The sequence below is a fragment of the Pelagicoccus enzymogenes genome (assembly GCF_014803405.1).
Lineage (GTDB): Bacteria > Verrucomicrobiota > Verrucomicrobiia > Opitutales > Opitutaceae > Pelagicoccus > Pelagicoccus enzymogenes.
Window position 1 is genome coordinate 102,610 of sequence record NZ_JACYFG010000051.1, and the last position, 26,384, is coordinate 128,993.

Here is a 26,384-nt window from a genome sequence, read left to right on the forward strand (position 1 = left end):
ATGAAAAAGGAATCCTACCTCTTCGACATCGGCCCCTACCTCGGTGGGGAAGTCCCCAAGAAGTTCATTTCGGCGGACAACCCTCTCTGGACCAGGAACAAGGCCAGATTCATCGCTCGTTACCTCAAGACCTTCACCTACGTCACCAAGCACGGGACCTACATCGACGCCTTTGCCGGTCCCCAACACGAGGAGACCTCGGAGGAGAGCTGGGCGGCGAAGCTCGTCATGGAGAACACGCCCTCGCGCTTGAGAAACTTTTACCTCTTCGACAAGGGGCCGAAGCAGATAGGGCATCTGAAAGGCCTTCGTACTAAATATCTGGAGACGGTGGAGAGGCCGAAGTCCAAACGCGTCGAGATAACCAGGGGCGATTGCAACGCTACCCTGCCCCGGTTCCTGGAGGAGAACCCAATCAAGGAGAACGAGGCTACGTTCTGTCTGCTCGACCAGAGATCGACCGAATGCGACTGGGCCACGGTAAAGGCCGTTGCCGGACACAAGGGTCGAAACGGAGGGATGAAGATCGAGATATTCTATTTCCTGGCCCAAGGGTGGATCGACCGAGGCATAAAGAGCTGGCGTTCAACAGCCGAAGAGAAGCGCCTCAAGTTCTGGGGGAAGGACGGGCTGGACCGCTTCCTGAGACTGAACTGCCAGGAAAGAGGGATCGCTATGGCGGCAAGGTTCAAGGAGGAGCTAGGCTACAAGTATTCCTATCCTTACCCGATTCAGAAGGAAGGTGAAAGCGGCCGCGTCATGTTCTGGATGATACACGCTAGCGACCATCCAAGAGCGACGGACCTTATGTGGCAGGCGTACAGGCACATCGGAGCGGGAGGCGGATTGAACGACCCCATCGAACAGACGGAGCTAGACGGGCTCGTATTCGAATCCTGAATCATTCCAGATTTCGGATGCATCAGCTTCAAATCTGCCCCTATACTTGATTCGCTATCCATTCTCATGAGCATCTACAAGAACGGTATCGATTCCATCAAGGTCGGCGTGGAGGACATGCAATCCAATGAAGCCGGCCGCGTCATCTCCGGACTGCGCAACATCCACGCGGGGATCTTGCTTCTGATCAAGGCGAAGCTGTCCAGCCTTTCCGGGGAAGGAAGCGACGAAGTCCTCATAAAGCAGAAAATCCTCCCCACCAAGGATAAGGACGGCAATGTTTGCTTCACAGGCCAGGGAAGGAAGACCGTCGATATCTTCCAGATGAAAGAGCGCTGCGAAAGCCTCAACGTATCCATAAATTGGAAACCCATAGACAAGATAACGAAGCTCCGTAACGATTCGGAGCACTACTTCACGACAGTCCCGCCCAAGACGATTCAAGAAGCGCTGGCGAAGACCTTTATCGTCATCAGCGACCTATTGAGGAATCATCTTGGAAAGACGCCTCAAGAAGAGCTTGGCGAGGAGATCTGGCAATTCCTGCTGGAAAGCGAGGAAGTCTACGACCAGGAGAGGGACGAATGCGTCAGCGCGATCGAGATGGTCGATTGGGAATCGGCCATGCTCGAGGAGGCCGTCAAGGAACACTCATGCGACGTATGCGGCTCCAACTTGCTTAAGCCTACAGAAACCAACGTCAGCTTCCACGAGACGAACCTGAAATGCGGATCGTGTGGGAACGTCTTCTCGTTTCACGAATACGCGAGCGTAGCGCTGAACAAGCTTCACGAGCCCGTGGCATACCTCGCGATGACCGATGGCGGAGATCCCGAGATTGTAGATTGCCCATTCTGCGGGGAATTTGGCTACGTCATCGAAGAGGGCCGCTGTGCTCTTTGCGAAGAGTACGCACATCGTCAATGCGCTCGATGTAGCAATCCGATCCCTGTCTCCGAGCTCAGCGATGGAAGTCTATGCGGCTATTGCCAGCACATGTCTGATAGAGATACTTGAGGAATAGGGTCCGCCTGATGGTGAAGGGGGGAGGGGCAATGAGGTAATTTCGGAGATTGGAAAGGAGTGGAGCATATAAAGTTAGAGTGCAAAGGTATTGGAATGCCCCATTCCTGGCCCTTCGGATAAATACATCACCGAACGAAGTCATACGCAAAGGTATTGGTACGATCCCTTTTCCGTCCTTTCGGACTTCCGTACTGAGAGATTGTCTGATGCCTTAATCTGTGCCTTCAGGTTACGCCCAGTGACTTTGCCGTTTTGGATAAGCTCAATCTCAAAGTCGATTCCGTAGTCATTCTCTGTTACATTGCGAAAAATGCCAAGCTTCCTCAAAGGATACAGAACTATGGCGTAAGATTCAGATTCTTTACGTTTTTGGATAGTCTGCTTGGGTAGATCCATATTATCTTTTCCAGCGTTCTATAAGATCTGCCATATCTACGTCTTTCCATGCATCTTTCCAAAGCTGGTAGTATGGAATATCGGTTGACGATGGCTCTGGGTCGCAGCGATGGATTTGAACGAGGGAAGGCATTACGATCGAGTCCCCGATTAGCAATGCTTCACCTGATTTGAGTGTCGGCAGGGTATCTGTCATGGCGCCTAGTGAGTCGGGAAGTAGACGTTTGACGTAACTTTGATCATCGGGGTTAGTCAGGCGCATCGCTATGAAATTATTACATTGTGAAAAGATGGTCTCTGATATTTCGGAGGGACGCTGACTCGCGATTAATAGAGTTACTCCGTACTTACGTCCCTCCTTCGCAATTCGCTCAATGGAGTTCCTCGAGCTTCGATAGCGGGCGAGTTCGCTCTTGGGAGCATACTTATGTGCTTCTTCGTATACCAAAAGTAGTGGTGTTTTATTCGTCCTCGTTTCTGCGGAATTCTTAAGGTGATATGAAAACTCGAAAAGCAGACGGGAAATCAACGATACGGTAATGCTAAGAACCTCGAACGGGACCCCGCTCAAATCGATGATCGTGACATTCGACTGGCTCTCTGCTTTATACCCAACAAATGTTCGGATTGCTTCCTCAAACCCACATCCTTTGCTCTCTTCGCCAACGAGAAATTTTAGGCGCTTGTCCGCGAGTTTATTCTCTAATCGATTGATGAAGTTTCCGAGGTTCCCATTCAGTGTCCCGGATCCGGAAGATCCCTTGGTTGTGAGTCCAGATTGGAATAAGCGCTCTCGAGTGTCTTCGTTGAACTCAAACTCTTCTCCTTGGGCGTCCTCCCATCGCAGCGCATTTGCCTTATCCTTTTTCTCGTTGTTTCGATTTCGAATGTAAGTGAGTACCTCGTTAATGTCAAAATAGGATGGGTGGTCGAAGTGTACTCGGTCTTTCATTTCCCCTTCAGCGTGCATCCGTTTATTTGCAACAATTGATTCCTTAAGTACATTTCTTTGGCTATGGTCGTGCGCCTCAGTATCCAAAAATAACTCTTCAAGTTCTTCACTATTCAAAAGCCAATAGGGGAGCTTTAGATCATCAATTCCGATTAAATTAGCACTAGGGAATGCTGAGCGATATTCAGAGTGGATATCGAAGATGACTATGTGGGAATTATTTAAACCATCATATTGACCTTCTTTTTCTGATGACGCTCGTTGGGTTAGTGCAGTCACGGTGTGTGACTTCCCTGATCCAGTAGAACCAACTATTGCTATATGCTTGTTGAAGAATCGGTCGCCGTCGACCGGTACCTCGATTTCTTCGCGTCTTGAAAGCCTACAAAATATGAAAGCTTTTTTCGGTTCCGTACTACTAGTGTATATTGCTCGGATGTCTTCAGTTTTGGCTGGCTTGACACCTTTGGGTGGGATCGCGAGTTCATCGCCACCGCGAAAGAACTCTACGCCTTTCAGTGTGCCGAGAGGTTTCGCTTCGAGAAGATGTCTTTTTTTGCCTTGATCGGACACCTCGATTGCAAAGTTCTCAATGACCGCGAGAAGCTTCGCGTTCTCGTTGTCCGAAATTTCTAGATATGAACCGATCCTAAGCGAAGTTTCAGCAAGTTGGAAATCTTCAAGATCATCAACTTGGATGCGGACCTTGTTAGGAAAGACAGCGATTACTTCTGCAGCGATATTGTGCTCTTCTTTTGACATGACAAAATTATATTATGTTAGAAACCATCGAGATAGAGGTGATCGGGATACGAACGTGTCTGAAATTAACTTCGATAGGTAGCTGCGAAGCATTAAAAAACTCATAGAGCTGCTTTGTTCGATTCGTCATCGACGCTAGTGCTGTTTCTAACTCAGACTCATTGGCAAGGATTCGCACTAATATCCGATTTTCATTCGTTTGATCCGAGTGGATGTGCTCAACGGTAAAACTTGCACCGTTAAAAGGAAATCCGTCAACGAACGAATATGCCTCGTGATAAAGTTCAGCCTTCAAATCTGAGAGTTTGGAGGCGGGGCAGTTACGAAGCAGGACATACGGCGCGTATCGCTGTCTAGGTTCTAATCGAACCCTGCGACTACTGCTCCACTTGTTGCCGAGATGGACGAGGAGGTCTTTAAGTTCGTGGATTAGTTCTGTGCCTGAACACTCAATGGAGAAAAAGCGAGCGTAAGGAGAGACATTGTTCTGAGTGAAAAAGCTCTGTCGGATCATACGGCAATAGATGGACTCTTCTTTCTCTCTCAGCAACCAGTGATGAAAGAGGATTTGCTTCGAATCAATTCTCGATAGGAAGTCTGCCTTTCTGATCGTCCTTTCCGCCTTAGACGACTTCGTCGCAAGGTCAGAAATCAAAGTGAAAGCATTTGGATAGTAGTGACTTTTAGCCTCGTCGATAGAGCACTTCTTTGCCTGTTTTAGGTCGTCGATCGCGGCTTCCTTATGGGGACCGTATTTCTTAGTGTACTCGAATTTTAAGCAACTAAGGAAACTCTCAATTTCTTTTAGCGAAAGCCCGAGATCATTAGCGATATTCTTTGCAATCTTGTCTTTCGTATAGGTTAGAACTTCATCCTTGAACTTGATGCTGTCTTGCAATGGCAGATCAACTTTGTCCTTGAAGTAGCCATATATGTAGTAGTTGATTTTTGATACCCTCCGTTGGTGATCTTCGAGCATTGGTTTGACGATTTCCCGAAGAACGCTGTTCGTGAGTTTAGTACCCTCGTAGTACTTGCACTGAATGGCATTTATCGATTTGCCATCGGAAACATCAACATCTTCGATGTCTTCTACTGTAATCATACTGTTGTCGTCAGCTGCTAAAATTAGCCGAATCGAAGCATCAAATTGATAGTTGAAGCCTCTGATTGTCGCATCTGCTGTTCGTGATCTACTCATTTTTGGGCGATTGTTCTGCTGAATTCGGTGTACGGGTAGGACAGGTTAGGCCTAATGTTATAACTACTGCATTGGTCTAGATATTTTTGGCAGGCTGAAAATCCATTGAATCGTAGTGTTTTCCTACTACTTACCGCAGTTCAAAGTACTCTGCTGTATCCAAAGCTCTATAGCGTTCGGGGTGGCAGGTTAGAATTATGATTTGGAGGTGATCGGAGGATTCTTCCAGGAGGTTGAGGATGCGGGCGTGGCGGCCGGAGTCGGTGGCGTTTAGGACGTCGTCTAGTACCACAAGCTGGCGTTGGTCTTTGGCGAGGACGGTGGCGAGGGCGAGGCGGGCGGCGAGGAAGAGCTGCTCTTGTTCGCCGCCGGATAGGTTGGTGATGGCGACGGGACTTTCGGAGCGTTCGGGGGCGACGGCTTCGGGGACGAAGTCTTGGGTCAGGCGGAGATTGCCGAGGCGAGGGCCGACGACGCGGGAGAGCATGCGGCTGGCGGCACGTTCCACAGGGGCGGCGATGCTGGCGATGACGGCGCTTTTGCAGGCAGCGAGGGTGTCGTGTAGGAGACGTACGGCTTCGGTGCGGACGTTCTCCCGCAGGATGCGCTCTTCTAGATCGGCCAGCTCTTCTTCGCATTGGGTGAGCTTCGAATAGGTACCTTCAGCGGCGAGGACTTGGAGCTGGCCTTCGGCGGTCTTTTCTTCGTCGCGGGCTTTTTCCTCCGATTCTTCGAGAGCGGTGCGTTGCTTTTCCAGTTTTTCGAGATCTTTGCTGGGGTCGCCGGGTATGGAGGCCAGCTCGGTTTCGGCTTCGTCTGCTTTTTGCTTGGCGGCTTGCCACTCCATGAGGGCGTCGGACTTGGCTTTTTCGCGCTCGGGGTCGGTAAGCTTGTCTTTGCTGAGCGCTTGAAGCCTTTCTTCGGCGGACTGGTGGGAGCGTTGGTCTGCTTTTAGCTGGGCGGAGAGTTCGCCGAGCTGTTTTTCCGCGGTTGCGAGGGCGGTTTGCTGAGTGTCGAAGGCGTCTTCCGCTTTTTGGATTTCTGAGGTGATCTCGTCGTTGAGCGTTTCGAAGCGTGTTTGCAGTTCGGATACGACAGGCGACTGGTTTTTCCAGTCGGGATAGGTGGTCTCGAATCCGCTTAGCCGAGCCGAGAGTTCGTTTTGTTTTTGGGCGAGTTGGTCGGCGGTGTCGGCGCCGAGAATATCGAAAATCTGCGTATTTAGGTTTTTGATATCCCGATTCGATTGCTCTGCTTTTTCGCGGAGAAGCTGCAGGGCGTCGGGATCAGATTGACCGAAGGGCTGGGAGAGTTTGTCGATACTAGCTTCGGCTTTGGCGATGGCTTGCCGGTGTTCCTCGGCCCCGCCCTCGGGGCCGGAGGCGCGGATGCGGCCAAAGCCGGTGACTTCGATCTCCACCAATTCGTCGCCGGAAAGGGTGAGCGGTTTGACGGAGTCGGCCCGGGCCTTCGAATCGTCGGTAAGGTTGCGAACTTCGATAGGCTGCTCCGGCGTGAGGGTGAGATGGATTTGGGAAGCGGCCAAGGCGGCCTTAGCGGCGTCGCGTTTACCGAGCCATTTGCGCAGGTCGCTGATTGTCTCGGCGTCGGGAGCGACTATCTCGCTACGCTGCTTTTTCAGGGCTGCCAGGTTTTTCTGAAGCTCGCCGAGCTTGTCGAGTCGCTTGGCGAGGTCGTCGGAATTGCTGCGGCAGGAAAGGTAGTCGCGAGCGGCTTCGATCTTCTTTTGCAGTTCGGCGCTGCGGCTGCGTTTACCCCGGGCGGTTTCGCGGGAGCTGCGGCAGGTCTCCAGCTTCTTTTTGGCGTTCGCGACTTCCTCTTCGAGCTCGTTCTGGCGTTGGCTGGCCTTTTCGATGGCTTGGGTGAGGGAGGCGATTTCTTCACGCGCCTTGGCGATCTGCTCGATGGTTTCCGAGATGGTTTCGTAGCGTTGTTTGGCGAGGGCCTCCGCTTCGCGTTTTAGCTTCTTCTCGGATTGAAGTTTTTCGAAGCGTTCGGCTTCGGCGCGAGAGCGCTTCACGGTATCGCGCAGGGCTTCCGCTTCGTTCTTGGCTTGGCTGCGGCGGTGGCGGGCGTCTTCCACGCGATGGGAGGCTTCCTCGAAGGCTTCCTGTTTTTCGCGAAGGGTGGCGAGGGCGGATTGGGCGGCGTCGCGGCGCTCTTGGAGGGAAATTATAGGCGCGGCGTTTTTCCCTTTGCGGTAGCCGGTTCCGCTTGGGGTGAAGTAGGTTTGGAAGCGCTCTTTGATCAGGTCTTCTAGGCGTCCGCCCGAGTCGCCGGAAATCTGTACGCCGAGGGCGGAGCGAAGGCGTTCCGCAGCAGATCCGGAGATGCTTTGCAGTTGGAGGTCGCCTTGAGGCGCCCAGAGAATTTGGGCGAGTCCCCAGTGCTCCTGTTTGGAGAGGCCACGACCGGGTGCATCGGCGGAGAGGATTTCGCGGATGCGGGAGTCTGCATTGCGACTGTCGGCGAGGGGTTGGAACTTGCCGTTCTCCAGTTGGAGCAGCTTGGCGGAAGCACCGCTGAGAAAGGTTTTCTCGACGCGGTAGGTGGCGCCGTTTTCCGAGAACTCGACGAATACGGAGGGAGAGAGGTCGCGTCCCCAAGGGCGGACGGCTGCGATGTCGGTGCCGGAAACGTTGTGGGCGTCGAAGAGGGCGCGGCGCATGGCTTCGAAGAGGGAAGACTTGCCGGTGCCGTTGGGCGCGTGGATGACGTTTAGTTGTTCCGAGAAGGGGCCGAGCGTGACCTCGTCCAGGAGGCTTCGCCAATGGGAGACGCCGATTTTGTGGAGAATCATAGGGCGGCTTGCTCCTTCAGCTCGAAGAGTTCGATGAGGGCTTGGGTGGCGATCGACTTTTGGAAGTCGTCGCTGGCATTGAGCGCTTGGTGGCGAATCTTCTCCGCCGCTTCGCGGATGGGGCCTGCGGGAAGTGATTCGATCCAGGAATCGTCCTCGGGAGCGGGGACCAGCTTTTCGATAGAGAGTGAGCCGTAGAGGAAGCGGCTGGCGAGGAGTTCCTCAACGACGGCGAGTTTGGCTCGATCGGAGGCGTAAAGCATTCCGTCGAGGCGTAGTCGCACTAGGGCCTTGGCCGGCGCGTCGATCTTGTCGAGAGTTTCGATGGCATCTTCGACAGCTCCTTCACGATCGAGCGCGATGTCTAGGGAATGCCAGCTCAGTTGGCCGCAAGGAATGGATTCGATTTTGGGCCGGGCTCCGCGTGATTCGATCTCGACGAGCAGGACATTTCCGCTGTCGCGTTCACCGAATTTCGTCGTTTCGTGGGTTCCCGAGTAGGCCATGCGCGTCTCGCCTTTCGAATCGGGGTAGGTCGCGAAGGAGTGCCAATGGCCGATGCCCAGATAGTCCAATCCGGCACGGGTGGCAGCGTCGCGGGGAATCGGGTAGTCCGGCTCCATGCCCGGCATGCCTTCGACGGTTCCGTGAGCCATGCCGATGGCGATTCGGTCTGAATGGGCAGCATCGATCCAGGAGGTCGGGTTGCGGGTAGAGTACTTTTCTTTCAGCGGGCAGGGGTAGAGCGTGCAGTCGTCGAGCTCGATCGGGTTCGCCTCGCGGATTACGGTGACGTTTTTCGATTCCTGCCAGACGGGATGATCCCAGACGCTGCCGGGCACGAGCGGGTCGTGGTTGCCGGGTGTGATGAAAACCTTTCCGTTGAACGTCGCTAGCAGGTCGCCCACGCGGCGGACTAGGAGGCGGTCGACCGCGTTGTCCTCGAACAAGTCTCCGGTGACAAGCAGGAGCTCAGCGTTTTTGTCGTGGCCGATATCGACGAGGCTTTTGAGGGAGTCTAAGCGTGCGTCGCGTACGGCTTGAGAAGCAGCGCCGAGCCCGCTGGCCTTCATGCCCATTTGCCAATCTGCGGTGTGGATGAATCGGATCATATTCCGTGGTTAATTGCTTACCTCTAGCGGGTCGACATCTGGATCTGCGTTTTTCTAGCTTTTATCAAATCGCTGCCACCAGCGCTGTATTCAAAATTCCAGGTTGGATGAGGTAGCCGAGGGGGAAGGGGTCGTCGGTTTTGCCGGCGCTCTTCTTTTCCCAGCGTTCGGCGATATCTTTGAGATCTGCGGCTCTGATCAGAGTAACGGGCGTTCCGCTCTCCACGGTGAGCTGCATGGCTTGGGCGATGGACTCGGGGGTGAAGTCGGGTCCGATGACCCAGAAGCCCGCGACGGGACGTTCCGATGTTTGGATGTAGCCTTGGAACTGTTTGATGTGGTCCTTCAGGTGGACCGGGCTCTCCTTGGACTTGTTGTCCCAGAGGATGACCTTGTCTTGATAGGAAAGGATACCATCTGCATGGGCGGAGCCGATGAGCTTTAGCGGCTTGTGGTGGAGGCGATGCTGGAAGAGGTAGTTGGTGGCCTCCTCGAACTTGCGTTCGCAGTCGATATCCTTGTCGATGAGCTGCTGGCCGCGGCAGAAGGCAAGATCGCGGGTCGCGAAGCGTTCGTAGTGCTGGTAGAGCAGCTCTCTTGGATCAGCAATGTCCTCGGCCTTTTCGAATAGGTTGTCGTAGAAGCTTGTGATGCGTTCGATGTAGTCGGACTTCGTTCCGGAGACAGGCAGCTTCAGATCTTCGCACCATTTGCGGAAAGTCGCCATTTCGACTCCGTCGCGTGGGGTGAGCCCGCCGAGGAACTTGGTGGGCTGCAGTTGCTCAATGATTACGTTTTGCAGTTCTTCGACGGTCATGCGCTTGTCGGCCTCGATCTCGCACTTGCCCAGTATGTCGAGGTAGTAGGCTTTTGAACGAACGCATTTATGGGAGAGGAGTTCGCGATAGCCGTGGCGCTTGATCTCGATGCCGAGAACGCGGCGAATGGAGAGGGCGACTTCGTCAGGAATGACGTCGAAGTCCGTGCCGTCGTCGTTGCGAAGCGAAAACAGGAGTCCTGCCGCTTGCAGGGCACGACGTGCATCCTCGATGTCGCCGCGAGTGTGCAGCTCGTTTCCGGCTTTGGGATAGCGGGCGAGCTTGGCCTCGATGATGCCGAATTCGGTCTCGGTGATCTTCATGCGCTCGCGAACCTTTTCGATGAGCCGCTGTTCGTCCACGGAAAGGAGGTCGTCGTTTTCCCATGCCGTTTCCACGAGAAAATGGAAAAGCTCGAGATCCTTGCAGCGAGGGTTGTGCTTTTGGAATAGGTCGATGTTTGAGCGGTCGATGATGGACTGCTGGTATTCGATGACCTCGTCTTCCGTTTCCTTCTTCGGCTGCAGGAAGTTGTCCTGGTTCAGCAGGACTTCCTTGATCAGGATCCGAGAGAGCACGCGCAGGTTGCGATCTGGGTGCATGAAGAGGCCATGCAGCGCTTTCTCGACGTTGGAGTCATAGTAGTATTGGGGGCCCGTTTTGATGAGAGCCGCTCGGATCTCGGCTTCGTCGAGGTTCTTGTAGTCGATGACGTAGGCGCTGGCGATGCGCTTTAGCTCTATTTGGGTGGGAATGTTGGGGACAGCTTTTGCGAGTTTCATACAGAGGGATTCAGTTCAGTTTTGAGAGTTTGCTTCGCTTTTCATCTCCTCTCGGGCCTGGGAGAGGGCGTTGGCCATGATGCCGGAGGGGACGGCTACGGCGGCGAGGCCGACCGCGAGGATGAGGAAGGTAAACAGCTTGCCGCCTGCGGTGATGGGGAAGGCGTCGCCGTAGCCGACGGTCGTCAGGGTCGTGGTGGCCCACCAAAGGCATTTGGGGACGGAGTCGAAAAGCTCTGGCTGGGCGGCGCCTTCGAAGTAATGGATCCCCACGGCTGCGATGTAGATAATGATCAGAGCGGTCGCTCCGAAAAGGAGCAGCTCTTCTCGAGCGTTCCGAAACGCGATATGGTAGCGGCGAATCACCGTACTGTAGCGGGCGAGCTTGAAGAGGCGAAAAAGCCGTAGCAGTCGGAAGGCCCGGATGCCTCTCAGGTCGATGCCGAGGGCGAGGTAGAAGGGCAGAATGGCGAAGATGTCGATGAGGCCAAAGAAGGTGAACGCGTAGCGGAATCCTTTCTTCGAGAAGACGATGCGGAGCAGGAACTCGACTGTGAAGATTGCGATGGAGGCGGTCTCTACAATGCGAAGGACTGACCTCTGTTCCGTCGAAAGCTGGGGAATCGTTTCGATGGTGAAATCGAGTATCGAAACTATGATTACGATCTGGATGAACCAGGCGAAAACGCGACCTGGGCCGCGGTCGGGATCGTCGACCAGCTGTTGCAGGAATCGGAAGGGCATTGAAAGAGGAGGATTGGAGAGACTACTAAGTTGTGGCGCGTAAGGATGCCAGTAGGAAATTCCTCTTTTCGTTGAAGTGACGTGCTATGGTAATCTCCTTATTGCTCGTCCTCTGCTCCTCTTGCCGAACTGGCTGAGGGGTTGTGAACTCGATCGATCCATCAGGAAAATCGATCGAGCTCAGCTCAACTCACTTGGTTTTACCACTGAAGTTTTCGCCTCTCTCGATGGCCCGAGCTGTAAAGCTCTTGAGTCCGTTTCCGGCCTGCTTCTAGGGAGCAAGGCTGAGATTTGATTCTTAGGAGAGGTTTGGCGTATCGATTCGAACGACAGATCGTCGGCTGAATCCTGCTCGATCATGTTTATCAAATCGCTTGCCAGTTCGCATAGCCAGATCCTTTTCCGAGACGCTCATGCTGTAACTGATTTCTCCATTCTGGATTCCGAATCCTTGGGGTGTTTCTATCAGCGGATTGCTCCTGCTAGAAGGATTTGGCAGGGTGCAAGCGGTAAAAAGCGAAGCGTTTTTTGCCGATTTGCACCTAGGACCAACCTTGTCATATAATTTTGGATGGCCCGATCAAAACGCGGAAGGAAACCAAAACCCTTGAAAGACAGGCGGCGCTTTTGCGTGTCGGTTCGATTGACCGAAGGCGAGCTCGAAGAGCTTGTGGCGAAGGCTGGAGCAAAGTGTTTGGGGACGAAGCTTCGTAACCTGGCCCTTTATCCTGCACGCTCGCGAAAACGCTCCAAAAGTGAGGTCCCCGCTGATGTGACCCGTGATCTACAAGGCGCATTGGAAAATCTAGGGCAGCTTGCCGCTAGTAAAAGGGATGTGTCAGATGCGACGCTGGCGGAATTAGTGGATACCCTGTTGCTGATCAGCGAGCGGGTGAGAAAGGACCGCAAATGATCTCCAAGAATTGCGGCCGAAGGCGATCCGCGAAAGGGCTCAAAAAGTACATCACGGCCAAAATGAAAGAGGCTGAGTTTGTTTGTGGTTCGGTATCCGATGCTGATTTTACCTCGGAGCTTGAAATTCGAGCCAGCCTGCGTCCTGACGTAGAGCGGCCGTTCGATCACTTCTCCCTACGCTTAGGCAAGGAGGAGGGGGATCTGCCGACATGGAAGTGGGTGCTGATCGTCGCTCGGTATTTGGCCCTGATGGACCTCAAAGATCCGCTGTATGCAGCGTGGAGACATCCGCGTACCAAGGATGGCGACGGTGACCATGTGCACATCGCGCTGTGCAGGGTGATGGCTGATGGAGCTTTGTGGGACGGACAATTTGAGGCTTATCGGGGAATCGAAGCTGCGGCCACGGTCGCCGCTGAATTCGGATTAGTTGTTGTTCGGTTCGAGGCCAAAAAAGCTCCGAAGCGAGGCGAGTTTGAGCTTTCGCAAAAACGAGGGGAGTACACCCCTCGACTCAAGCTGCGAGCGTTGGTCAACGCTTGCCTAGACTCAAGCGACGACTTCGAGGAATTCGCTGATGCCCTATCGTTTTACGGGATTCATTCCCGAGCTAACATTCAGCCGAACGGCCTCGTTCGCGGGCTCTCATTTCGGCTGGACGACTATTGCGCCAAGGGAAGCGAGCTAGGTCTTCCTTGGGCCAAAATTTCCAAAATACTGAATTATGACAAAGAAAAGCATGATCGAATCCTTGAACAATTCGGCGCTAGAACAGGCGACGAACAATTCGAAGGGCCTATTGAAGCTGGTGAATGCGACGAAGGAATTGCAGTCCGCGCTCGAAGTGATTCCGGAGAAGTTGGACCAAAAACTGAAACGAACAGTCGATCAGATGGTCGATTCGGCGAGTATGCTGAAGACAGCCACAGAGTGCTCGAGAAAATCTTCGGTCTCGGTGATGAAGGAAATCGATTCTTTGAAGAGGACGATTCAGGAGATTTCGAACGAGTTCGAGAAGGGCAATCAGGAGCTGCTGAAAACACACTTCAAGGTTTCGACGCTGATGAACAAACAGCTGGAGAAGGAATTCGAGACGATGAAGTCCGAGGTTCTGGGGGCGTCGAAAGGGATCGAAAAGTTGTGGGTCGAGAGGTTGGACCAAGTGAAAATCGCCGACGCGAAGAACTCGAACCTCCTATGGAAGTACGAGCAGAAATTGGAAGCGGTGACATCGACGATCAAGACGAGACTGGATCAAACCGAGAGTCGCTGGACCAAGGTTTGCTTGGCATACGACGAGCGGTTGTTGCAGATGCAGAGTCTGATCGAAAAAAAGCCTCCGAGAAGCTGGACGAGGATTTGCGGGAACGTGCTACTCTCCCTCCTTTGCGGGTTGTTGATGATTCAAATCTGGGGCGCGATGCAGGCAAAAAGCGAAAACGAAATGATCGTCGCTCAACTCGAGATGCGAATGAAGCCGAAACTTTTCCGGGAATATAAGGAGCTGGCGATACGAGAACAATCCGAGGACCTTGGACCGCTTGAGCGACTCATCCGCAGCGGAAGCGAGTGACAGGGAGTTTGAACTTTTTTTTGGCTCATCACCAAAAGTAGGGGAATAGCCGCTTACCTGCAGGGCTGTCGCTTGCGACGTACCGCAGATCCCCGCTCTAAATATCTTGCATCGCGGGGTGGCGCGAGTGCCAGCCCTACACTCGAGAGCATCTCCCCGCAAAATGGTGATGAACCTTTTTTTGGGGGGGCGATATTGACCATTGGTTTTGGTCCCTCCTTTGCGGGGAGCTAGGAGGGCAGTTTGCGTTCTCCGGTCCATGTTGATTTGCGAGGCGAAAAAAAGACCGTCGTGGAGGCTCTGTCGCGAATCGAAGCCTGCATGTTGTGGGGGAGCTGATGGCCTTTGCCGGATTTTGCTGAGAAACTTGTAAGTCGCGAGCTAGTGGAGAGGTCGAGCCTGTAAGGGGAGAAACTCGATGGGCTTAATGGACGTCACGCTTCCTTCCTAGCTGAGGTTCAGCTGGAATTCCTCGAAAGCGACACTTGCAAGGGTAATTCGGGAAAAGCAAATGGCTCCCATCCGGCTTGCGGAACCTTCCGAGCACAAGGGTTCACTCGTCTTTTTCAGTCATGGTAAACGATTCAAGTGAAACGCTGGCAGGACGATACTTGGGTATGCAGTCAAGTGTTAGGAGAGCAGGAGCGAATTGCAGAAAGGCCTGTATCCTCGAATGAAAATGGAAAAGGGTATTTTAGAACAGTGGGGAGTGTCGTTGGCGAAACTCTCGGCTCTGACGAGGATTGTGGAGTTTGGGAGCGCCTCAGCCTACTCGAAGGCACGAGGGGTTGGAGAGGCTCAGGTCTCGCGTCAAATGCGGGAGTTGGCGACGACCTTGGGGCAGCAGCTATTCGTCAAAAGGGGGAGAAACAAGGTTCCAACGGCATATGCGACTAGGGTTGCGGCAGCGTTTTCGAGATTTGCTCGTGAAGTGGAACGAGCGGAAGAACTCGAGCGAGAGGCCGGTGTAGTCCGGATCGGGGTGGTTGAGTCTGCACTCCGTTGCTTGCTTGCTCCGCATTTGGAAGAGATCGAAGCTGCCCATCCTTGTGTGCAAATCGAGGTGCATTGTCTCTCGAGCGAGGAGATCTCTGCGAGAATTGCTTCTGGAGAGCTAGAGTTGGGGTTGGTTGCGAGCAAGGCCGCCGGACTTGGGCTAGATTCTTGCTCGCTTGGAAGATTAAACTATTTCCTGTGTTGTCATCCTGATCTGGTCGAAGGCTCGGATCCGGATGAAGCTGATGTTTTGAAATCTGGTAGGTTGATCCAGGTTGGGGGAGATTCGAGCTATTGTGAAGGATGGCTTGAATCGGAGATGACTGTTGGAACGTCGGCGCCGCACATCTTGAGTTGCAACAGTTTTTCCGAGGCTTCGGTACTGTTGATGCTGGTGAAGGGCGCCGCTTATCTACCGGGTGTCGCGTTGAGTGATCTGAAGGGGAGGTATTATCCCGAGCTATGCGAAGCTAAAGTCGTCGAACCTGAAGGTGTGCTGAGCGAGGGTGAGGAGGTTTCGCTTGTATGCCGTGCTGGCGATTGCACCGAGGTTGCCTCGGTTGCGGAGACTTTAAAGGAGCTCTGTGCAGTGTCTGTACAACAGCGGAAACCTGGCAGGCGCCGGCCCTCCAAGAATTTTGCAATAACGCTTTATGGTGGATCTCGAAATGAAGTTTATGTGTCAGACCATTTCGCCAATAAATTTTCTTGAGTGCTTGCTTGGAGGAGGCGTGAAATGAAAAGCCAAGCGATCCCGATGGCCCGCTTGGCTTTTGAATATATCCACAATTAAGATTAATATACGTTTAGAGGTTGATGGTCGTTTGCCGATGGCAGGTTTTTATATTTATTGAGTTTTTCGGCGAAATTTTCTCATGTTCGACGAAAGGACTCTATTCCCATTAGTCGCAGAATAGCGGCTCGTCGAAATGTCTATAGAATTCGCACCTATCTTCGCGGGTAAAGATATCGCGGAAATGCTTGACCTTGATCTCTTCAAGCACGATTTGGCCTTTAGGCCAACTCGTGGGAGCAATGCTCCAAAACTTTGCCTTATCGCTAGCGAATTCGTAGTAAGGATTTTCATTGTCGGTCGCTGGATAATAAAAATAGTCAGATCGCGTTTCTCTCAAGTGGACATACATATTGTAATCGTAGCCGTCAAAAATCGGGAGTTGAGCTTTAAACGTACGCCGAAGTCCATCTCTGATCCAAGGCCTACCTGTTTGCTTTAGGTAGTACCTTCGAAAGCGCGCCAACGCGTTTTTTAGGTTCGTTTCCGGTGAGCGTGCCGCTTCTGCGTCGTCGCGGGGAAACGGAATCATTGGATATAGCTCAATAGGGTAAGTACTAGCGAAACGCTTGTACGGCCCGGTGATGGGGTAGTGTCGCTCTTTCCCTGTTTTGGCTACGGAAGCGGGAATTTTCAGATGGGTTCCGGTCAGGATGTCAGCTCCGTTCTCCTTGATATAACGAGAGAGGCGTAGGATTTCACCCGCGGGATCGGGATGAACGTACTGAAACAGAACAAGACTGGAGTACGTAACAAGTGAGCTATTTTCGAACAATTCCGCGAGTCTCATTAACTCTACTGCCTCTTCTGACGTGAGTATGTTCAGAACCTTGTAGGTGTTGTTTACGATGTCCCGACCGCGAGTGTCGAGCTGGTCGACTGCCGGGGCGAATGTAGTCATATTGTGGTTTTTCATTTTAATTCTTATTCTTATGTTTGGTTAAAACGGAAATTTTGTTTCTTGTTTTTCGGGTGGCGTTTCTTGGCTGGAGGCCATTCATTATTGGCTTCCTTGATCCTCGGAATCGATCTCCGCCAGAATGCAAGCGATCATCAGCATCTTGTGCTTGTGCCGCGAGAGACCTGCCAAAAGTACCTTTCGGAGGTTTCGCGGAAACTCTCGACAGGTGCCGTCCGCTAACATTTTGAGCTGCTCGCAGAGCGAAAGGGCATGGTTGCCGCAAGTAGCGAGGCCGGAGGTCGAGACCAGCTCTTTTGAAGGTTTGGGTAGCTCGAAGTAAAACCCCATCAAATCCTCTCCGGAGATGTCGAGGCTAGCGGCGACCTCAAGATTGGGCTCCACCTGATAGAGATGAGATATCCCAGCGAGCTGCTCAAGGGAGTACCTCACCTTGGTACGGGCTAGCTTTTCCGGAGCTAGTTTGGGATCGACTTTGTCGATGCTGTTTAGAGTTGGCCGAGACAAGCCAAGTAGCTTGCTCGCGTCTGTACGTGTATATTTTGATACGTTCACGTATCCTTGTTATGCCGCACTTCCCTGATGCAGCAAAAACGAGGGATCTGCCGAGGATTATAGGGCGGTATCGCGTTTTGTCCCTAGGTTTGAGGGTAACCTTTTTTGTATGGACTAAATGGTTTGGTCACCAAATGGATCTCATGTGTTTTACGAAAAATTTACAAAAATATGCAATTAAGGGAGATCTCTAGCTGAGTTTGGGCTTCAGATTGGGATCAATACATGGAGCGAAAAATCCTCTGGATTTCGATTCCAAGGATTTCCGAATCGCTGGGGCTCACCCCTTGAAATATCCCTGAGGATAATGGTTTTGGGAGGGATATTGAGCGTTGTTGAAGCAACCTTGTTGCGTGTAGACGCCAAGGCTTTGGCCACGATGCAGCACTATAAGGTGCGGTTTGTTTCGGGCTGAAACTTTTTTCAGAAATTCTGCCGCATCACTGGATTTCAAATCGAAACGCGGAATATCAGGACTCATCATGAAGATGAATCCCAACATTCCCAAACAATCCAATGCTAGCGCGGAATCTCGAATTCTTGAGACTCCCCTCAAACAGAATATCGGAGGTCTCTCGTTTAGGATCGACCAAAGAACCCACTACGGAAAAGGCGGAAAGCGAAAGCTCTCCTCGACTTTGTACGCTCGGTTTTCGTTTAGAGGAAAGCAACAGTGGGCTAACCTGAAAACTCGCGATCCGGAACTGGCTGTCGGTCGTGCCATTAAAAAGATCAGCGATTTGCGATCGGGCAAAAGCCCAGAGATAGATCCTGCTGGGGCGACGTTTTCGAAGGCAAGAGGCCAACCGCCAGTCGATGAATCGGAGGCCGCCCCTACGGCGGCTACAATCGGACAGTTCCTTGCTGCCTATGAGGCTCTCGGTACCGTGTCGCGCGGTACGGAGAGTGGCTACCGTAACAAGGTCTTGAGAATCGCAGCATGGATTGAGGGAATTGAAGTTCCAGTTGCAACTACAGGGCCTAAGCGTATGGCTTATGAGCAAGAGGCGGGAGCCGTAAGGCTTTCCGCGATTCAGGAACAAGACCTCATGGCGTGGCGGGAACGTCAAGTTGAGCTTTGCCGTCGCGACTCGAAGGATCGGCTGAGCCCACGTACAGCAAACGGCTCGATCGCTGCCTGGTGGGCTGTTTTTGGGAAATCGTCGCTCTGGAGCCAGTTTGGTTTGACTTGGTTCCCGGGCTTGGATCTGCGAAAGCTGCCAACGAAGAAAGTTAGATTCAGAGTCTTGGTACCTTTGCAGAAGCTCATCGATAAAGCCAACCTAGAGCTCAAGGAACTCGATCCGGATTGTTACGACTTGTTCCTGCTCGCTGTTGCTCTTGGACTCCGGCGCAAGGAGGCTGAAATGTTGTTGTGGTCGGCGTTTTGTTTCGATCGCGAAATTCTTGATCTCAAGGCGAGCACTCTTTATGGATACAAGACCTATGACTCGGAAGGGGAGGTCAAAATTTACAGTGACAAGGTTCTGGGGCACTTCCGTTCACGTTATGAAAATCGCACTAGCGATTTTGTCTTGAATTCGGATCGACCTACTGGCGAAGACAAAAACTACAGCTACTATCGCTGCGAACCCACGAGTGACCGCCTCGCAGCCTGGCTCCGCTCTCATGGCGTTGTATGTGCAAAGCCGATACAATACCTGAGAGGGGCAGGCGGAAATCAAGTTCGTATCGACAACGACATTTTCGCGGCTAAGTGCTTCTTGCGGCACTCGCAGATTCAAACGACCATCGAGTTTTACTCGGAAGTCGACACGAGCTATAGCACTACGCTGAGCTTCTAGGATCTTTCGGCAAGCCGAGCTGACCATAACCCCAGTCTTGCGTTGCTTACGCGCGCGAGGCTGGGGATTTTTGTTGTTTGGCCACTCGGTTTATTTACGTGGTGACCGTCTGGAACCGGCTAGCCGTCGCTTTCGGGGTACCGCTGGCTTAGGGCTGGTGGCAGTCGAATTTAGAACTCCTGGAGTTGAGGCTCGGGTCTAGTCGACGCGATTGGGGATTAGCTGAACCGGCTGGGAATTTTTCCGGAAAGCTCGAGCCGTATTTCTTGTCGAATTCTCCTTGCCGCCAGCCTTTCGAAGAGGCAGCTTTTCCGTCGAAAGGCGAATCTAGTACAGAACTAGTACAGAATCGGAAAACGCTTTACATGCGGTTTTGGCGTCTCTTGTAAGTCGTTAATGATTAACGACTTATTGGTAGGCCCGCTCGGACTCGAACCGAGGACCAATGGATTATGAGTCCACTGCTCTAACCAACTGAGCTACAGGCCCACTCTTGAAGTGGTGGTTGCCGTGTTTGCTTGTTCGTGGTTCCTTTGTCAATCTCGAGCAGTGGACGGATCCACTGTGTAATTGCCTTCGGCAATGAGATGTCGGCTGACGCCTCGGAACTAACCAACTGAGCTACAGGCCCACTGCTTTGTGGTTTCGGTGTTTTGCTTCTTGGGATGTCGCTTGTCAACCCCGAGCAATTCGAAGGGGAGCGTTTGTTGCAAGTTCTGCTTCTCTGCTTGGTGTTTCTTGCGTGCAGGGTAGGCTCTTTTCTTCTGAAACGATCGCTTATGTCTGGTGAAACTGAGTTAGGGAAACTTTTGGTGACGCTGCAGCCTGTTTTGCTGCGGGAGGAGTTCGTGTTTTTGACTTTCGCGGATGGTTCCTATGGTGAACGATCCCATTTACGGCCGATCGTATCCGTCAGGGAATCGGAGGGCTTGAGCTTGGTGGTTCCGAGGGCGAGAGCCGATGAGGAGGGCTTGGCTTACGAGAGCGTTTTCAGGGCGATCACCTTAAACGTACATTCGAGTTTGCAGGCGGTTGGCTTGACAGCGGTGGTGGCTCGGGCCTTGGCGGATAGGGGGATCAGCGCCAATGTGGTGGCGGGTTTCTTTCACGATCATGTTTTCGTGCCGGTCGATAGGTCGGAAGAGGCGTTGGCCGCGATAGCCTCGCTTTCACGCTCGCGGTTGGGCTGAGTGTCCCCGCCAGGGGCCTGGATCTTGCAATGCGGACCGGGTGGCACCGGTCCTTCCGGGGCTTGCTCTTTCTATGCTGTTTTCAGCCGAGGTCCCGAGGGGCGGGCTGGATGGTGCTTTCAGCGTCTTGCCAATGAGTCTTCGCTCGCTAGGTCGGCCTTGAGGTTGGCCAGCTCGAGTTGGAAGCGGGTGTATTGAGGCAAGAGTTGGAGGGCTTTCTCGAGATGCTTGATCGACTTCTTGAGGTCGCCTGCGGCGAGGGCATCCCGGGACTGCTTGTAGTGGAAAAATGGATTTTTCTTGGAACGTTTGGCGCCGAGCTTTGCGAAGCGTTCTGCTTTCGCGTGGTCGCCTGTCTGTTCGTAGTACTGGGAAAGCAGGTAACAAACGGAAGCGGACTGGCTAGAGCGGTTGGCGGCATTGAGCCGAGCGGTTTCGCCGTCCTTGCGGTTGCCTTGGCGGAAATGGTAGAGCCCAAGGTTTTGCCAGGCGATGCTGTTGCTGGGGTCGATTTCGATGGCGCGGTCGATGAAGGCTTTGGCAGATTCGATATTGTCGCGAGCGAGGGCGAGCAATCCGGAGTTGTTGTAGTAGTGGGAAAGCACCCTTTGGTCGCTTACGGGATTGCGGCTGCGGGAGGCGACCTCTGCGTACTCCGGCAAACCTTCTACGACGTACTGGTTGCCGCCAACGGTGACAATGGCGTTGATGTGGGAGGTTTCGATGAAGATGCCGTTGATCTCCTCCCAAGTTGGAGAGTAGTCGATTTGGTTGAAGCGGGCCTCGAGTCCGACTTCGCGGGCAAGGGTGACGAAGAGCATGGCAAAGGATACGCAGTTCCCGCGGCGCTCTTGGAATGCTTGCTCTGCGTTTAAGGTCTCGGAGGCAGAGTAGGTGAAGGCATTGTCGTCCGCGTAGAGGGCGTCGAGAATGCGTTGCATTTTCAGCAGCGGACTTTGCCCGGAATGGATATTGTTTTGGGTAAGGAATACCTTCATTTCCTCCGTCGCCTCGAGACTGGGTGCGGCTAGCTGCGAGGGTGGGGCCTGGGCGATGGCGAGGAGTGGAAGGGCAAGCGATGCAAGGAGAGTGAGAGTCGAGCGAAGTTTCATGGCGAAGGGCGAAAGAGGTGAGCGTTGGCCAACTTGGGACCGCCGAAAGATCAGGTGAGTTTCTCCTTTGTAATACTCGCCGGCGCCACGTTGGTTACCGGAAAAAGAAGGGGGCTTCCGCCGAAGTCGGAGACGGATTTCTCCCGGACTAAACCCTTGTTGGAGGTCGGTTCCTGCCTAGCGTGCCGGGTGGAACCGGTCCCTCCATAACAGCCAAGGATTGGAGGAGCTGCTTCCGAATCGTTTGAGCAACACGATCGATTTCAAACGCTCTCTTACTCTCTTCTGCCTTTGCTTGAAGATCGTGCAAATGCCCCATGGGAAAGGGGCCCTCAGAAGCTCCGCGTGAGGGTCAGGCCGCCGAACTCGTGGGGCCTCTCTTGGCCGGGGAATTCTTCGGAACGAACGGTATAGAGGTAGTTGATGGACCAGCGGTTGGCGATGAAGCTGAGGCCTGCGTAGTAGTCGCCCACGCGTTGCTCGAGTTCGAGTCCATGGCTGTCGGCCCAGGTGTTGCCTTCGATGAATAGGTTTCGTTCCACGTAGCGCCCTTCCGCGCCCAAGGTTAGGAATAGGCCTATCTGCCCAGCCTCAGAAGACAGTCGCGGGTCGTCTGGATTGGAAGGGAATGCGGATGTATTGGCCGGGCGGATACGCGGCGTGTTGGCGGAGAGGTGGCGGTTGTAGCCGAAACGCAGGCTGGCTCCGACGAGGGCGTGGGTGTACACGTTGCCGAGACTGAGGCCGTAGGAGCTGTTGAGATCTGCTCCCCAACCGGTCGAATTGTCGGGGAATGCGAAAAGCCGCGTGTCCCTTTGCCAGGAGAGGATGCCTCCCACCTCGTTTTTAAGCTGGTTGTCCCAGCCGTTCGCGATCTGGGAGCCGATCTTCTCGTGCACCCAATTTTGTATGTCCTCGGCGTAGGAGTCGGGTCCGACCACGCCGGCGGTGAGCTCCAAGGTGTCGGTGTGGTTCTGCCGACTCTCGCGCAGGGCAAGGCTGAGGTAAGTCCAGCCCGCGTAAGGGCGATCGTCGGCTACGAGTTCGGTCGCTTCCTTGTTCTCGGGCGTGAAGATCTTTTGTCCGAGCGAGATGGTGGCTCCGAAGGAATCGGGGGCTTTCTGGGCTCCTTTCAGCTTGGCCACTTGCTTGGCCCATTGGGGAAGGCGGGGAATTTCGGAGTAGGCCTCGGCGTTGGCGTAGTCCCATGACAGTTGGGTGCCGTTGGTGTAATTCTGGTCGGTGCCGGAGAAGACGTCGTTTTCGATGGCGATTCCGAAGGTGATGGCGTCGTTGCTGTCAGCCAAGCCTTGCGGGGCGAAGGCTAGGAACGGAAGAAGAGTGAGGCCGCTGAGGGCTCCAAGGGCGCGAGGCTTGATGTTCATGCAGGTCCTTATTCACAATTCGCGCCATCTGAGGGTCCGGAGGGGAGGAAGGCTGGCGTCTCTGCTTTCCGCAGCCGTTTGCATTACGGATATTGCAAAATGCAGTGGCTCTGCCGTTTGACAGTTCGTCGCTTGGAGGCACGTTAGAGGGGATCCGGCTGTTCAAATTAACCCCTACGAAAATGGAGAGACGAGACTTTATCAAACGCGCGGCTTTGGCGAGTGGCGGATTTTGGGCGCTGGGTCGACTGTCGAGCGCCTGGGCGGCGGATGTCGCGTCCGATGGAATGGCCTATGGGACATTGGGGCGCACGGGGGCGAGAGTGTCTCGCTTTGGTTTCGGCACGGCTCCGATCGGTCGAGGCTGGGTGCCCGAAGCGGAGGCAATCCAAATGGTTCACAAAGCTCTCGATGAGGGTATCAATTATTTTGATACGGCTCCAATCTACCAAGACGGCGAGTCGGAACGGCGCTTGGGCAAGGCATTGAAAGGCAGACGCGACGAGGCCTTCGTGGTGACAAAGATTCAAGATCCCAGCTACCGGGGGACGATGCGTTTGCTGGAGGAGAGTCTCGGCCGTTTGCAGATGGATGCGGTGGACCTTGTGCACTTGCATAATTTTGGGGACGAGGGGCGTTTTCCCGACTTGGATTTTCTCTTCGGCGAAGACGGTGCCATGGGCGCTCTGCGGGAGGCGAAGCGAAAAGGGATGCTGCGTTTCGTGGGAGCCAGCGGGCACCTGCATCCGAGCCGGTTTCAGCGAGCCATCGATTCGGGGGAGGTGGATGCGTTGATGGTTGCGGTGAACTACATCAACCAGCACACCTACGACTTCGAGCACAAGGTGTGGAACCGGGCGGCTGAGGAGGACATCGGTCTGGTATCGATGAAGATGTTTGGCGGTGGTTCGCGCCGCTTCAAGATTCCCGAAGAGGACTATGAAATCGCCATGAGCTACACGCTGAGCTTACCGGATTTGTCGACCGCGGTCATTGGCTTGGGGGCGATGGAGCATTTGGACCGGGCCTTGCGGACCTTCCGCAGCGTGAAGCCCTTGAGCGACGCGGAATTTATGGAAGTGGCTCGCCGCGGAAAAGAGCTGATCGAGAGCGATTCGCGCTGGCAGGCCGCGCATGGTTACCCCTTGGCGTGAGCGGCGTCCCGTTCCGGCGGGCAAAAATCGTTTACAGCGGGGCGGAGCTGGGGTGCTTTGGGCGGCTATGGAAAAAGGACGTTACGAACCGAATGACGATGGCTACATCAACGACCACGTGCGGGAGGCCGCCAAGTCGATTGGCAAGGCGATCCACGTGTATTGCGAAGGTCACTACGCCCACAGCAACGCTCGCGACATTCCCAAGTCGCATGCCTTGGTGGAGATAATGGAGCTTCTGAAGGAGTTGGACGAAGACACGGCGGAGAAGGCCAACCGCGTGCACGATCCCAAGCTCTTCAAGATCCACAAGCCCACCCAGAAGGCGAAGACGCGCTGGAACATTTAAAAGGGAGTCGCTCCGGCGAGCCCATTGCTTCGCGTAGCGCCGAGATCTAGCCGGCGACCGTTGAGTACCGTTCTGTAGGGTCATGCCGACGCGGCGTGTCGCGAGCGACAGCCCTACCATTAGAGTCGTATCCTGCAGCGCGGTCGCTGACTACGTCGTTTGCTTGGCAAACGCGCCCTACTTTTTCCAGAAGGTGGCCTTGCGTAGATTGGCGGCTTCGGGGTCGAAGCTGGGGTCCTTGCCGGCTTTTTGCTGGGCCTCGAAGTCTTTTAAGCAGCGGAAGACTTGGGGACTGAGCAGGAGGATGGCGATGATGTTGACCCAGGCCATGAGCCCGACGCCGACGTCGCCCATAGCCCAGGCGAGAGAGGCGGACTTGATGGATCCGTAGTAGATGAGGCCGAGGAAGAGAACGCGCACGATCTGGGTGGCGCGTTGGCGAGCGGGTCCAGACTTGAGCAGGTAAACGAGGTTGGACTCGGTGTAGTAGTAGTAAGCCAGCAAGGTGGTGAAGGCGAAGAAGAGCAGGGCGATGGCGATGAAGGCCGAGCCGAAGCCCGGGAGCAGGCTGTCGACGGCGTTTTGGGTGTAGATGGGGCCGGCCGGGAAGCCTTCGAGGTTCTCGATGATCGGTTTTCCGTCGGCGTCGAAGACGTTGAAGGAGTCGGTAATGAGGATCATGATCGCGGTCGCGGTGCAGACGAACCAGGTGTCCACGTAAACGGAGAAGGCTTGCACGAGGCCTTGCTTGGCGGGGTGGTCGACTTCGGCGGTGGCGGCAGCGATAGGGGCGGTACCTTGTCCGGCCTCGTTGGAGTAGATGCCGCGTTTGACGCCCCATTGGATAGCGGCGCCGAGCAGACCGCCGAGGGCGGGATCGAGCCCGAAAGCGTTGCGGAAAATGGTGCCGAAGACGGCGGGGATTTCGGAAGCGTTGGCGACGATGACGACGAGGGCGATGATGATGTAGCCGAGGGCCATGAAGGGGACGGCGACCTGGGCGACGTGGCCGATGCGGTGCACGCCGCCGAAGATGATGACGGCGAGGAGGCCGACGATGACGAGGCCGGTGATGTAAGGGGAGAGTCCAAAGGCGTTGTTTACGGCGGCTCCGATAGAGTTGGACTGGACGCTGGGGAGGAGCAGGCCGGTGGCGAGTATGGTTGAGAGGGCGAAGACGACGGCGTACCATTTTACGCCGAGGCCCTGTTCGATGTAATAGGCAGGGCCGCCGCGGTATTCGCCGTCGATTTCCTTCTTGTACATTTGGGCGAGGGCGGCTTCCGCGAAGGCGGATCCGGCTCCGAGGAAGGCGATGACCCACATCCAGAAGACGGCGCCCGGGCCGCCCATGGCGATGGCGGTGGCGACGCCGACGATGTTGCCTGTACCCACCCGGCCGGAAACCGCTAGGGCGAAGGCTTGGAAGGACGAGAGGCCTGCGGCTGATTCCTTGCCGGAGAACAGGTAGCGCAGCATGGCGGGAATCTGCCTGAGCTGCAGGAAGCGGGTCGCCACCGTAAAGTAGAGCCCCGCGATGAGGCAGAGGCCGACCAGCCAGTTGGACCAGATGACGTTGTTGAGGAAGTCTACGATTTTGGACACGGTGGGAGGAAGGATGAAGGTTGAGGGAGGAAGGGAGAAGGTGTTGATCAGGAGGGCGGGAGGTGGGTGACGATTTCGCAGGTGACTGAGTTGGCGAGGAAGCACTCTTGGTGGGCCTTGTGGTGGAGCCGCTCCAGCATTTTGTCGCTGGGAGCGGATCCCTCGGCGAATTCGATCTTGGGATAGAGGTCGACGCGGGTGATGACAGGCTTGCCCGATTCGTTCTTTTCTAGGTGGCCGACGGCTCGGTCGGTGTAGCTCTCCACGGTGATCTTGCTCATGGCCGCGATTGCGAGAAAGGTAAGCATGTGGCAGCTGGAGAGGGATGCGACGAAGGCTTGCTCGGGGTCAACCTTGTCGGGGTCGCCCAGAAAGTCGCTGGCAGCGGATGCGGTGATGATGGCGCCGTTGCCGAAGTCCCAGCTGTGGTTGCGGGAGTAGCTTTTGTAGTCGAATGCGGCGTCCCCGCGATTCCAGGTAAGGGTGGCAATGTGTTCGGACATGCAGGGACTGTGAAGG

Annotated in this window: 22 protein-coding genes and 1 tRNA gene; 9 read left to right on the forward strand and 14 right to left on the reverse strand. The window is 54.4% G+C overall.

From position 1 onward, the window contains the following. Together tcmP and IEN85_RS19265 are read left to right on the forward strand one after the other, a co-directional pair. Window positions 1-900, forward strand: coding sequence for a three-Cys-motif partner protein TcmP (tcmP, locus tag IEN85_RS19260; protein ID WP_191618734.1), 900 nt, complete (start codon window positions 1-3; stop codon window positions 898-900). A gap of 66 nt (window positions 901-966) precedes the next feature. Further along, entirely contained in the window at window positions 967-1,917 is a 951-nt protein-coding gene (locus IEN85_RS19265; protein WP_191618735.1) for a hypothetical protein, read from the forward strand. A 147-nt stretch (window positions 1,918-2,064) separates the two neighbouring features. On the opposite strand, the gene IEN85_RS25030 is transcribed toward IEN85_RS19265, so the two are convergent. The 7 genes from IEN85_RS25030 to IEN85_RS19300 form a co-directional block, all read right to left on the reverse strand. Beyond that, a complete protein-coding gene (locus tag IEN85_RS25030) occupies window positions 2,065-2,322 on the reverse strand; it encodes a DUF4365 domain-containing protein (protein ID WP_191618736.1) in 258 nt (85 codons plus the stop codon). 1 nt (window position 2,323) lies between these two features. Beyond that, a complete protein-coding gene (gene herA / locus IEN85_RS19275; RefSeq protein ID WP_191618737.1) occupies window positions 2,324-4,036 on the reverse strand; it encodes an anti-phage-associated helicase HerA in 1,713 nt (570 codons plus the stop codon). 7 nt (window positions 4,037-4,043) lie between these two features. Next, window positions 4,044-5,237, reverse strand: coding sequence for a DUF4297 family anti-phage-associated protein (locus IEN85_RS19280; RefSeq protein WP_191618738.1), 1,194 nt, complete (start codon window positions 5,235-5,237; stop codon window positions 4,044-4,046). A 130-nt stretch (window positions 5,238-5,367) separates the two neighbouring features. Continuing rightward, window positions 5,368-8,058 (reverse strand): AAA family ATPase, encoded by a 2,691-nt coding sequence (locus IEN85_RS19285; protein ID WP_191618739.1) that lies wholly within the window; start codon window positions 8,056-8,058, stop codon window positions 5,368-5,370. Next, window positions 8,055-9,170: a metallophosphoesterase family protein gene (locus IEN85_RS19290; protein WP_191618740.1), complete on the reverse strand. Its 1,116-nt coding sequence runs from the start codon at window positions 9,168-9,170 to the stop codon at window positions 8,055-8,057. The genes IEN85_RS19285 and IEN85_RS19290 overlap by 4 nt, the downstream gene beginning before the upstream one ends. A 64-nt stretch (window positions 9,171-9,234) precedes the next feature. Continuing rightward, on the reverse strand, window positions 9,235-10,770 hold the full coding sequence (locus tag IEN85_RS19295) for a hypothetical protein (RefSeq protein ID WP_191618741.1): 1,536 nt from the start codon (window positions 10,768-10,770) through the stop codon (window positions 9,235-9,237). Window positions 10,771-10,785: 15 nt separating this feature from the next. After that, window positions 10,786-11,514, reverse strand: a complete 729-nt coding sequence (locus tag IEN85_RS19300; protein ID WP_191618742.1) for an ion transporter — start codon at window positions 11,512-11,514, stop codon at window positions 10,786-10,788. Between the two features lie 607 nt (window positions 11,515-12,121). On the opposite strand from IEN85_RS19300, the gene IEN85_RS19305 reads away from it, so the two are divergent. The 3 genes from IEN85_RS19305 to IEN85_RS19315 all read left to right on the forward strand — a co-directional run bounded on the left by IEN85_RS19305 (window position 12,122) and on the right by IEN85_RS19315 (window position 15,710). After that, a complete protein-coding gene (locus IEN85_RS19305; protein WP_191618743.1) occupies window positions 12,122-12,427 on the forward strand; it encodes a hypothetical protein in 306 nt (101 codons plus the stop codon). Then, window positions 12,424-13,929, forward strand: a complete 1,506-nt coding sequence (locus IEN85_RS19310; protein ID WP_191618744.1) for a relaxase/mobilization nuclease domain-containing protein — start codon at window positions 12,424-12,426, stop codon at window positions 13,927-13,929. The genes IEN85_RS19305 and IEN85_RS19310 overlap by 4 nt, the downstream gene beginning before the upstream one ends. Window positions 13,930-14,675: 746 nt before the next feature. Further along, a complete protein-coding gene (locus IEN85_RS19315) occupies window positions 14,676-15,710 on the forward strand; it encodes a LysR family transcriptional regulator (protein WP_191618745.1) in 1,035 nt (344 codons plus the stop codon). A 190-nt stretch (window positions 15,711-15,900) separates the two neighbouring features. On the opposite strand, the gene IEN85_RS19320 is transcribed toward IEN85_RS19315, so the two are convergent. Together IEN85_RS19320 and IEN85_RS19325 are read right to left on the reverse strand one after the other, a co-directional pair. Continuing rightward, complete coding sequence (locus tag IEN85_RS19320; RefSeq protein WP_191618746.1) at window positions 15,901-16,707, reverse strand: hypothetical protein; 807 nt, start codon at window positions 16,705-16,707, stop codon at window positions 15,901-15,903. A gap of 84 nt (window positions 16,708-16,791) precedes the next feature. Next, window positions 16,792-17,142 carry a hypothetical protein gene (locus tag IEN85_RS19325; RefSeq protein WP_191618747.1) on the reverse strand — a complete coding sequence of 117 codons (351 nt, stop codon included), beginning with the start codon at window positions 17,140-17,142 and terminating at the stop codon, window positions 16,792-16,794. A gap of 1,112 nt (window positions 17,143-18,254) precedes the next feature. Between IEN85_RS19325 and IEN85_RS19330 the strand changes: the two genes are divergently transcribed. Next, window positions 18,255-19,070 carry a hypothetical protein gene (locus IEN85_RS19330; protein ID WP_191618748.1) on the forward strand — a complete coding sequence of 272 codons (816 nt, stop codon included), beginning with the start codon at window positions 18,255-18,257 and terminating at the stop codon, window positions 19,068-19,070. 412 nt (window positions 19,071-19,482) lie between these two features. On the opposite strand, the gene IEN85_RS19335 is transcribed toward IEN85_RS19330, so the two are convergent. Continuing rightward, window positions 19,483-19,559: transfer RNA gene (locus tag IEN85_RS19335), tRNA-Ile, on the reverse strand. A gap of 290 nt (window positions 19,560-19,849) precedes the next feature. Between IEN85_RS19335 and IEN85_RS19340 the strand changes: the two genes are divergently transcribed. Then, on the forward strand, window positions 19,850-20,260 hold the full coding sequence (locus tag IEN85_RS19340) for an ACT domain-containing protein (protein ID WP_191618749.1): 411 nt from the start codon (window positions 19,850-19,852) through the stop codon (window positions 20,258-20,260). A gap of 119 nt (window positions 20,261-20,379) precedes the next feature. Here IEN85_RS19340 and IEN85_RS19345 read toward each other — a convergent pair whose 3' ends face one another. Both IEN85_RS19345 and IEN85_RS19350 read right to left on the reverse strand, forming a co-directional pair. Continuing rightward, window positions 20,380-21,372, reverse strand: a complete 993-nt coding sequence (locus IEN85_RS19345) for a transglutaminase-like domain-containing protein (RefSeq protein ID WP_191618750.1) — start codon at window positions 21,370-21,372, stop codon at window positions 20,380-20,382. A gap of 332 nt (window positions 21,373-21,704) precedes the next feature. After that, complete coding sequence (locus IEN85_RS19350) at window positions 21,705-22,757, reverse strand: lipid A deacylase LpxR family protein (RefSeq protein ID WP_191618751.1); 1,053 nt, start codon at window positions 22,755-22,757, stop codon at window positions 21,705-21,707. 182 nt (window positions 22,758-22,939) lie between these two features. Here IEN85_RS19350 and IEN85_RS19355 point away from each other — a divergent pair, with 182 nt between their 5' ends. Together IEN85_RS19355 and IEN85_RS19360 are read left to right on the forward strand one after the other, a co-directional pair. Beyond that, window positions 22,940-23,911 carry an aldo/keto reductase gene (locus IEN85_RS19355; RefSeq protein ID WP_191618752.1) on the forward strand — a complete coding sequence of 324 codons (972 nt, stop codon included), beginning with the start codon at window positions 22,940-22,942 and terminating at the stop codon, window positions 23,909-23,911. A 67-nt stretch (window positions 23,912-23,978) separates the two neighbouring features. Then, on the forward strand, window positions 23,979-24,260 hold the full coding sequence (locus IEN85_RS19360) for a hypothetical protein (protein ID WP_191618753.1): 282 nt from the start codon (window positions 23,979-23,981) through the stop codon (window positions 24,258-24,260). A gap of 177 nt (window positions 24,261-24,437) precedes the next feature. On the opposite strand, the gene IEN85_RS19365 is transcribed toward IEN85_RS19360, so the two are convergent. Together IEN85_RS19365 and IEN85_RS19370 are read right to left on the reverse strand one after the other, a co-directional pair. Beyond that, window positions 24,438-25,865, reverse strand: a complete 1,428-nt coding sequence (locus IEN85_RS19365; RefSeq protein WP_191618754.1) for an alanine/glycine:cation symporter family protein — start codon at window positions 25,863-25,865, stop codon at window positions 24,438-24,440. Window positions 25,866-25,912: 47 nt separating this feature from the next. Beyond that, a complete protein-coding gene (locus IEN85_RS19370; protein WP_191618755.1) occupies window positions 25,913-26,368 on the reverse strand; it encodes an OsmC family protein in 456 nt (151 codons plus the stop codon). Window positions 26,369-26,384 lie beyond the last annotated feature (16 nt).